6 protein-coding genes are annotated in these 8,823 nt (G+C 58.3%); 5 read left to right on the forward strand and 1 reads right to left on the reverse strand.

Going from position 1 to position 8,823, the window contains the following annotated elements:
* Window positions 1-341: 341 nt before the first annotated feature.
* From AC1DH9_RS14400 to argR, 5 genes are all read left to right on the forward strand, one after another.
* Window positions 342-1,118, forward strand: a complete 777-nt coding sequence (locus tag AC1DH9_RS14400; protein WP_477808330.1) for an ABC transporter substrate-binding protein — start codon at window positions 342-344, stop codon at window positions 1,116-1,118.
* Between the two features lie 91 nt (window positions 1,119-1,209).
* Window positions 1,210-1,899, forward strand: a complete 690-nt coding sequence (locus AC1DH9_RS14405) for an ABC transporter permease (RefSeq protein WP_429539256.1) — start codon at window positions 1,210-1,212, stop codon at window positions 1,897-1,899.
* Window positions 1,896-2,594 carry an ABC transporter permease gene (locus AC1DH9_RS14410; protein WP_019693167.1) on the forward strand — a complete coding sequence of 233 codons (699 nt, stop codon included), beginning with the start codon at window positions 1,896-1,898 and terminating at the stop codon, window positions 2,592-2,594. The genes AC1DH9_RS14405 and AC1DH9_RS14410 overlap by 4 nt, the downstream gene beginning before the upstream one ends.
* 36 nt (window positions 2,595-2,630) lie before the next feature.
* Entirely contained in the window at window positions 2,631-3,395 is a 765-nt protein-coding gene (locus AC1DH9_RS14415; RefSeq protein ID WP_019693166.1) for an ABC transporter ATP-binding protein, read from the forward strand.
* A 243-nt stretch (window positions 3,396-3,638) separates the two neighbouring features.
* Entirely contained in the window at window positions 3,639-4,619 is a 981-nt protein-coding gene (gene argR, locus AC1DH9_RS14420) for a transcriptional regulator ArgR (RefSeq protein ID WP_427545766.1), read from the forward strand.
* Between the two features lie 24 nt (window positions 4,620-4,643).
* On the opposite strand, the gene AC1DH9_RS14425 is transcribed toward argR, so the two are convergent.
* On the reverse strand, window positions 4,644-8,823 hold a 4,180-nt coding region (locus tag AC1DH9_RS14425), incomplete at its 5' end, for a dermonecrotic toxin domain-containing protein (RefSeq protein WP_477808331.1).

Consider the following 8,823-nt stretch of genomic DNA (forward strand, 5'->3'; position numbering starts at 1 on the left):
ACGCTGCGCTTGCCGGATTAGAAGGGTTTGCGAATAATAGGCCCGCAATTTGCAACATAGATCGGTTCACTGTCTTTTGCTCTTGCATGAATTTGCAGGGCTGTCAATGCGCTCGGTCGGGTTTCTCAGTGCTTCTGTAATTTGTTGTCGCATTGAAGAAATATCGGCTTCGGGCCTGTCGTTAGAATGCCGATCACTCGCTCGCCGTTGCCCGCGTTGAAATCAGAGCTGATCTCAACGCAACAATCCTACGACGCAGCGCAGCTTTCAATTTCCACCCATTCGCATATTGGGCTGTCGCTCACTCTGCCGTTTTCGCCCTATACCGATGGAGTCCTAAGATGAAGAAACTCGTGCTTCTTGGCGCCCTGGCACTGTCCGTGCTGTCCCTGCCAACGTTCGCCGATGAAAAGCCTCTGAAAATTGGTATCGAGGCGGCTTACCCTCCGTTCGCGTCCAAGGCGCCGGATGGCAGCATCGTTGGTTTCGACTACGACATCGGCAACGCCCTGTGCGAAGAGATGAAGGTCAAGTGCGTTTGGGTCGAGCAAGAGTTTGACGGTCTGATCCCGGCACTCAAAGTGCGCAAGATCGACGCGATCCTGTCGTCCATGTCGATCACTGACGACCGCAAGAAGTCCGTGGACTTCACCAACAAGTACTACAACACCCCGGCACGTCTGGTCATGAAGGCCGGTACGCAGGTCAGCGACAACCTGGCCGAACTCAAGGGCAAGAAAATCGGCGTGCAACGCGGTTCGATCCACAACCGTTTCGCCGAAGAAGTCCTGAAGCCGCTGGGTGCTGAAATCAAGCCGTACGGCTCGCAGAACGAAATCTACCTGGACGTGGCTGCCGGTCGTCTCGATGGCACCGTGGCCGACGCCACCCTGCTGGATGACGGCTTCCTGAAAACCGACGCTGGCAAAGGCTTCGCCTTCGTTGGTCCGGCCTTCACCKATGAGAAATACTTCGGCGACGGCATTGGTATCGCCGTGCGTAAAGGCGACAAGGCTGAGCTGGACAAGATCAACGCCGCCATCGTCGCCATTCGTGCGAATGGCAAGTACAAGCAAATCCAGGACAAGTACTTCAACTTCGATATTTACGGTAAGTAAATAGTCGCAGCTGTCCATCCAAAATGGCGCAAGCAACAGGATCTCTGAGGTTTGCGCCATTTTTTCATCCCAACTTTCGAGGACCTGAATCATGTTGAAAGGCTACGGGGCTGTCATCCTCGATGGCGCATGGTTGACGCTTCAGCTCGCCTTGTCGTCCATGGCCTTGGCCATTGTTCTGGGTCTGATCGGGGTCGCATTGCGCCTGTCGCCGATACGTTGGCTGGCCAGGCTGGGCGATCTGTATTCCACGGTGATCCGCGGGATTCCCGATCTGGTGCTGATCCTGCTGATTTTCTACGGCGGTCAGGACTTGCTCAACCGTGTTGCGCCATTGCTCGGCTATGACGACTACATCGACCTGAACCCGTTGATGGCCGGTATCGGCACCTTGGGTTTCATCTTCGGTGCGTACCTGTCGGAAACCTTCCGTGGGGCCTTCATGGCGATCCCCAAAGGCCAGGCAGAAGCCGGTGCGGCGTACGGCATGAGCAGTTTTCAGGTGTTTTTTCGGGTATTGGTGCCACAGATGATTCGCCTGGCGATTCCGGGCTTTACCAATAACTGGCTGGTGTTGACCAAGGCGACTGCGCTGATTTCGGTGGTCGGTCTGCAAGACATGATGTTCAAGGCCAAGCAGGCGGCAGATGCCACCCGCGAGCCTTTCACCTTCTTCCTCGCAGTGGCCGCGATGTACCTGGTGATCACCAGTGTCTCGTTGCTGGCATTGCGTCACCTTGAGAAGCGCTACTCGGTAGGCGTAAGGGCGGCTGATCTATGATCTTCGACTACAACGTCATTTGGGAGGCCTTGCCGCTGTACTTCGGCGGCCTGGTCACCACCCTCAAACTGCTCGCGCTGTCGCTGTTGTTCGGTTTGCTGGCCGCCTTGCCGCTGGGCTTGATGCGGGTTTCCAAGCAGCCGATCGTCAACATGTCGGCCTGGCTCTACACCTACGTGATCCGCGGCACGCCGATGCTGGTGCAGCTGTTCTTGATCTACTACGGTCTGGCGCAGTTCGAAGCAGTACGTGAAAGCTTCCTCTGGCCGTGGCTGTCCAGCGCGACATTCTGTGCGTGCCTGGCCTTTGCGATCAACACCAGCGCCTACACCGCGGAAATCATCGCCGGCAGCCTGCGCGCTACGCCGAACGGTGAGATCGAGGCGGCCAAGGCCATGGGCATGTCGCGCTTCAAGATGTACAAGCGCATCCTGCTGCCATCGGCCCTGCGCCGGGCGCTGCCGCAGTACAGCAACGAAGTGATCATGATGCTGCAGACCACCAGTCTGGCGTCCATCGTGACCTTGATCGACATCACCGGTGCCGCGCGTACCGTGAACGCTCAGTACTACTTGCCGTTCGAAGCCTACATCACCGCAGGCGTGTTCTACCTGTGCATGACGTTCATTCTGGTGCGCCTGTTCAAGATGGCCGAGCACCGCTGGCTGGGCTACCTCGCCCCGCGCAAGCACTGAAACCACTGACTGACTGTTTTTGTGAGAACCGACAGCATGTACAAACTTGAAGTCCAAGACCTGCATAAACGCTATGGCAGTCACGAAGTGCTCAAGGGCGTGTCCCTGAAAGCGGCGGCCGGCGATGTGATCAGCATCATCGGTTCCAGTGGCTCCGGCAAAAGTACTTTCCTGCGTTGCATCAACCTGCTTGAGCAACCGCACGCCGGCAAGATTCTGCTCAATAACGAAGAGCTGAAACTGGTGGCGAACAAGGACGGCGCGCTGAAAGCCGCCGACCCGAAACAACTGCAACGCATGCGTTCGCGGCTGTCGATGGTGTTCCAGCATTTCAATCTGTGGTCGCACATGACCGCAATGGAAAACATCATGGAAGCGCCGGTTCACGTCCTCGGCATGTCCAAGGCCGAAGCCCGTGAAAAGGCCGAGCTGTATCTGGCCAAGGTTGGCGTGTCCCATCGCAAGGATGCCTACCCGGGGCATATGTCCGGCGGTGAGCAGCAGCGTGTGGCGATTGCCCGTGCGTTGGCGATGGAACCTGAGGTGATGYTGTTCGACGAACCGACCTCGGCMCTCGACCCGGAGYTGGTRGGYGACGTGCTGAAAGTSATGCAGGCSCTGGCMCAGGAAGGYCGGACCATGGTSGTGGTRACGCACGAAATGGGCTTTGCCCGTGAAGTGTCGAACCAGTTGGTGTTCCTGCACAAAGGCGTGGTTGAAGAAAGCGGTAACCCACGTGAAGTACTGGTCAATCCACAGTCCGAACGTCTGCAACAATTCCTCTCCGGTAGCTTGAAATAATCAGGGCTGCCGTTGTGCACAAGGATAGTGCATGCTTCGCAATTTAGAAGCCCGCCCCCGATCCTTGTGGGAGCTGGCCTGCCAGCGATAGCGGTGAGCCAGTTTGCATCTCTGGCACAGACATACCGCCATCGCTGGCAGGCCAGCTCCCACAGGGGGCTTGCTGGTTTTGAGATTTGTGTTCGTTTACGGGCTAGCATTGGCCCATGCCTTCATCACTGTTTTCGTTTCGGACTGCCCGCCATGACTGCCCATCGAATTGGTTTCCTGATTTGGCCCAGCACTAAAGCCTTGACGCTGGCGCTGGCCGAGGAGGCCTTGCGTGTTGCTCAGCGCGTGCATCCGGACGTTGTTTACGAACTGTCGTTTCTGCAGGCCGAAACGCCTGCTGAAGGGGCCTGGCAATTGCCGGGTGAGGCGTGGACCGGCAAGCTGGAAAACTTCCAGAAGCTGTTTCTGCTGGCTGATGAGCCGCCGACCACGTTGGCACCAGCGCTCAGCAGCGCACTCAAGCAATTGGTGCGTGCCGGTTGCGTGATTGGCGGTCTGTCGGCCGGTGTCTATCCACTGGCCCAGCTCGGTTTGCTCGATGGCTATCGTGCGGCGGTGCATTGGCGCTGGCAGGATGATTTCGCCGAACGTTTCCCCAAGGTCATCGCTACCAGCCATTTGTTCGATTGGGATCGCGATCGCCTGACCGCGTGCGGCGGCATGTCGGTGCTCGATCTGTTGCTGGCGGTGCTGGCCCGTGACCACGGCGCTGAACTGGCCGGTGCGGTGTCCGAGGAGCTGGTGGTCGAGCGCATTCGTGAAGGCGGTGAGCGCCAGCGCATTCCGTTGCAGAATCGCCTTGGCTCCAGCCATCCGAAGCTCACGCAAGCCGTGTTGCTGATGGAAGCCAACATCGAAGAACCGCTGACTACCGACGAAATCGCCCAGCATGTGTGCGTGTCCCGTCGGCAGTTGGAGCGGATTTTCAAGCAATACCTCAACCGCGTGCCGAGCCAGTACTACCTGGAATTGCGCCTGAACAAGGCACGGCAGATGTTGATGCAAACCAGCAAGTCGATCATCCAGATCGGCCTGTCGTGTGGCTTCTCTTCGGGGCCGCATTTCTCCAGCGCCTACCGCAACTTCTTCGGCGCCACGCCGCGGGAAGATCGCAACCAGCGGCGCAGCAGCAGCCCGTTCGAATTGTCTTCGGTGCCGTCGGAGCGTGGCTGATCCGGCACGTCACGCCCTGAGGTTTTACTCGTCGACTTCGGAGCCGTCAGTGGACGAAACGTCCAATTCGCCTCGATCAATCACCTCTTGCACACCGAAATCCATACCCGTGCGTTCGAAGTAACCGATCAGCCGTAGCAGGCTCTCCTCGGAAAACGGATTGCTCCTTAACGTGATGTTTTCGGCGATATCCACCGGCAGTTCCAATACATCGCTCGGAACTTCAGTGATGGCGTTGCCACTGAGATCGGCCCAGTCCAGCTCTGTCATTTGCAGCAGGCCGTGCGGAATTTCAGTGATGCCGGTTTCATTCAGCAGCACGGTCGCCAGCCCTGTCATCTGGCTCAGGTCAGGCGTTCGCCCCAGAGGATTGCGGGCCAGATCGAGATAATCGAGCTGTTCCATTTCCGCTAGCGCGCTTGCCGATTCTACTGACAGGCTGACGCGGCATTCAGGGAGCGACAACGACCGCAGTTGCCCCATCTTGAATACGGCATCGGGAATGTTGCCCAGGTTGCAGTCGCGAAGCCTGAGGCTTTTGAGCTTGGGAAAGGACTCCAGAAAACCTCCGGTGCGGGTTATGCCATCGATGCTCAGTATCTCCAGCGACGTCACATGGCTGAAGTCGGCGCTCAGGGTCGGCAGATCTCCATTGATGAGGAGGGGGATGGCGAGTTCAAACGTGGGCTCAAGCGCCTCATTAAAATCATCCAGATCGGTTTCACGTCGCCAGCACTGTTCCAGCAATTGCTTGAACTCGTCGCGACTCGAGTGCTCGATGAGTTGTTGCTGTGCATCGAAAGGTTCACCGGTCAACGGGTGGCGGGCCGGCAGGTCGGCCGTCCAGGCAGACAAGTCGGTGCGGAGTCGGTTGAGCTCTGCTTCCAGGCGTGCCAGTTCGAGTCGGCCGTCATCGAGTGTGCCGGGCAGCTCATACACAAAGTCGCTTGCCTGTTCGACCTCCATATTCGGGTACAGCGCCTTGACCCGCGCGATATCCGCCTCGGGGGCATAGACCCCCAAGTCATAGAGGCTGTCCAGGTAGCGCTGCTTGATCAGTTGTCGCGCGCTGTCGGAGAGCGGGTTGCGGGTAAGAAACACGCCGTGTTTGTTGTAGACCGGACTCTCGAACAATCCGCCAGGTAGCTCGCTGATACTGTTGTTTGAAAGTCTGGCGGTGTCGAGTTTGGGGTGATGCATGATGCTGGCGGGGAATTCACTCAGGCCGGTTTGGCTCAGATCCAGGTGAACGAGTTCGGGCATCGTTTCGATGCTGGGCACCACACTGAACGGATTATTGAACAGGTCGAGCATGACCAGTTTGTTCAATGAAGACAGTTTCGACCAGGCGACAGCGTCGAGCTGGATGCCGCAATCACTGAGCACCAGTGCGTCGAGGTTCGGCATTCGGGTAATGGCGTCGGGGAGGGTGGTCAGGGAGAAGCGGCGCAAATCGAGACGGTGCAGACCCTTGAAGTTTTGCAGAAACCCGTGGACGCCATGTACCGCACGGCTGCCTTCCAGAGACAGCAGTGATACATGACTGAAGTCGGCAGTCAGTGTCGGCAGGTCACCGAGTAACGGTTCTGCGAGCCTTAGCACATATCGGCCGGTGCCATCCGGGGCGTCAAAGTCCCGATCGGATTGTCGGCGCCAGCTACGCTGGATTTCCTGGGCCAGTAACCGGCGATTGTGTCGTGCGACCTGTTGCTCCAGATCGCTTAGCGCAACCCCGGTTTCAGGGTGGACGGTGGGCGTATCGTTTACCCAGGTTCCCAGGTCCCGATGCAGCTGTGCGAGCTCGCTGGCCAGGCGTGAGAGTTCCACGCGAGCACCGTTCGGATGGCCTTGTAATGCAAGGACAGTCGACTCGATTTCTTCCGGTGAAAGGCTGGGGTAGACCTCACGAACCCTGTCGTTGAGGGTGGGCGTCGTGCGGTTGTTGCGACTGTAACCCTGTGTGCCACCCGGCAGGCGCATGGTTGTCGGGTCGTAGAACGGTTTTCGATGAGGGTGTTTTGCGAACAGTGTGCGTAACGTCGGTTGGTCCACAGCGTGTTCGGCAATGCGCTGTTTGAGGGCCTCGCCGTCTTCGAGGGTGAAGCCCAGTGCAGTGCGATCTGCATCCGGCAGCGCTTGAAGGATGGCGTGATAAAAGTCACCGGGCAGTTGCTTGTCCTCGTGAACCTGGTAAGTGAAGTCATCAGCACGCACCAGCGTTCTCAGGGTCGACGCGTCGGCCTGGCCAATGCTGTCGCGCAAGGTGCCGAYGTGCGAATAATCCCTCACCTCGATGCGCAGATGGGCGGGCCAGCCGGGCAATGATTCGAGGCTATGCAAAGCCAGTCGGTGGGTATCTGCCGACTCCATGTCTGCGAGATAAAACCCCTCATAGGCTCTGGCGACACGTACGGCCTCCATGGCTTTTAGCGCCACGTTCTTGAGTCGCTGCGGCACTTGACCGTTGTGCAGGCTCATCAGCTCGGTGCCTGTTGCATTGCTCACCAGTTCTTGCGCGATGTCTGTCGGTAAGTTCTGTACTGCACCGAGCAGTAGCTGAACGTCCTGATCATCGGTTTTTTCAAGTTCACGGTAGCGAGATTCGAACAGTGATTTGCGCTGGTTCAGGGCCTGGTAATGCTCGGGTTGGTCGCTGCTGGTCTGCTCGACCAAGGCCTGAATGTCCCGATTGATCTTGAAGCGCTTGATCGTGTCAGTCAGCAGCGAAGGCGGGCGATAATTTTCGACATGCGTTTCGCGCAATACGTTGTCGTGAAAGCCGCTGATCCGCAGGATCTGTTCGCGCTCGGCGCTGCTGAACGACTCGACGCTATGGCCGAGGCGACGCATGACGGTTTCCCGGTCCCAGCTCAGCGGTTGTTCGAGTCCGGTCTGCCAGGCACCGTAGTTGTTATGTCGCAGGGGCGGTTGATAAGCGTCGGCCCGACTCGGATGCTGAAGCTGAAACTGCCCGGTCTCGCTATTCAAGCGCACCGCATAGAGCTTGTCCTCAAGGGGCAGAAGGGTCTTGCCCTGATGTTGATACAGGCCGAGGTGATCGGGTTTGACCGCGGTCGGGATGTTGGTGGTGTGCTCATAAGGCGTCAGGTCCGGTTTCCAGTAACGGGTTTTGCTCTCGGTCACTTTGACGGGAGTGAGCCGGTCGAACAGCGCCAGTGTGTCGCGGGACAGCAAGGGTTTGATCTCTCCAACAGCAATGACGCCACCCACCGCGAATGTCCCCAGTTGAACGAGCGACTCGACGACGCTCATCAGGTGTCCGAACGCTTCTGTTTTCAGGCCTTCGGCCCAGTCGACGATGCCTTCGAACGCTTCGTCGAGTAACTGGTAGGCCATATAGGCCAGCGTCAGTTCGCCGAGGAATGGAACAAAGGGCAGGGCAACGAACGCGGCCGCTTGAAGGATTGTCGAGGCGACTTTGCTGAAGGCGTCCCACTGCGCCCATCGTGCATTCCGGTCGGCGCGGGCGGTGGAGACAGCAATGGTGCGTGCGTCGTTGAGGATCTTGTTCAGTTGCCGCTGATAGAGGTGAGCCCATAGGTCGGCGTTGATCGGGTTCAGTGAAAATCGCAGGTTGGGTTTGTCGATGGGCGTCTCTCGCCAGCTGGGCAGCGGGTCGCCGTGTTGATGCTGGTGCCAGGTCACGGCGCTGAGGCGGCGGTTAAGGTCGGCGAAAAAATGCCCCCTCTCCTGATGGTCGACGAACTGGCTGAAAAAGCGCTGGTAGGCGGGTGAACGCAATTTGCGGGTCAGCTCGGTCATGAACGCCAGCGTGTCGGGATACTGCTTGACGGGATGTTCGGGGTCTTCCGGGATATAGGCCACGATCCGCGTTGCCTGGCGAGAGTGCTCAAGGTTGGGGGCGAAAATGACAATGCCGGTCAGCGCTGAAGACATCATTGTCAGGTCGTTGCAGTGCAACGCTTGGTTGCCCGGCTTCATGCCCGGGCGTCCTTCCAGGAGACCGAGAATCGAGTCGCAGGTGTCTTTTTCAATGTTCTGTCGAAGCAGCCCCTGATGCAGCGCCGACTTGAGTGCGGCGTGCTGCGCGTTCCTGACGCTTGGCTTTAAAACAGCGCCGACCAGCGGGTTGGTCACGCCCAGGTTGTCGTTGAGGTAGGCGCTGTACTGGCCGCCGATATCCAGTTCTCGGCACAGTCGGGTGAACCCGGCGATGCTGATG

This window comes from Pseudomonas sp. 05T35, assembly GCF_056396605.1.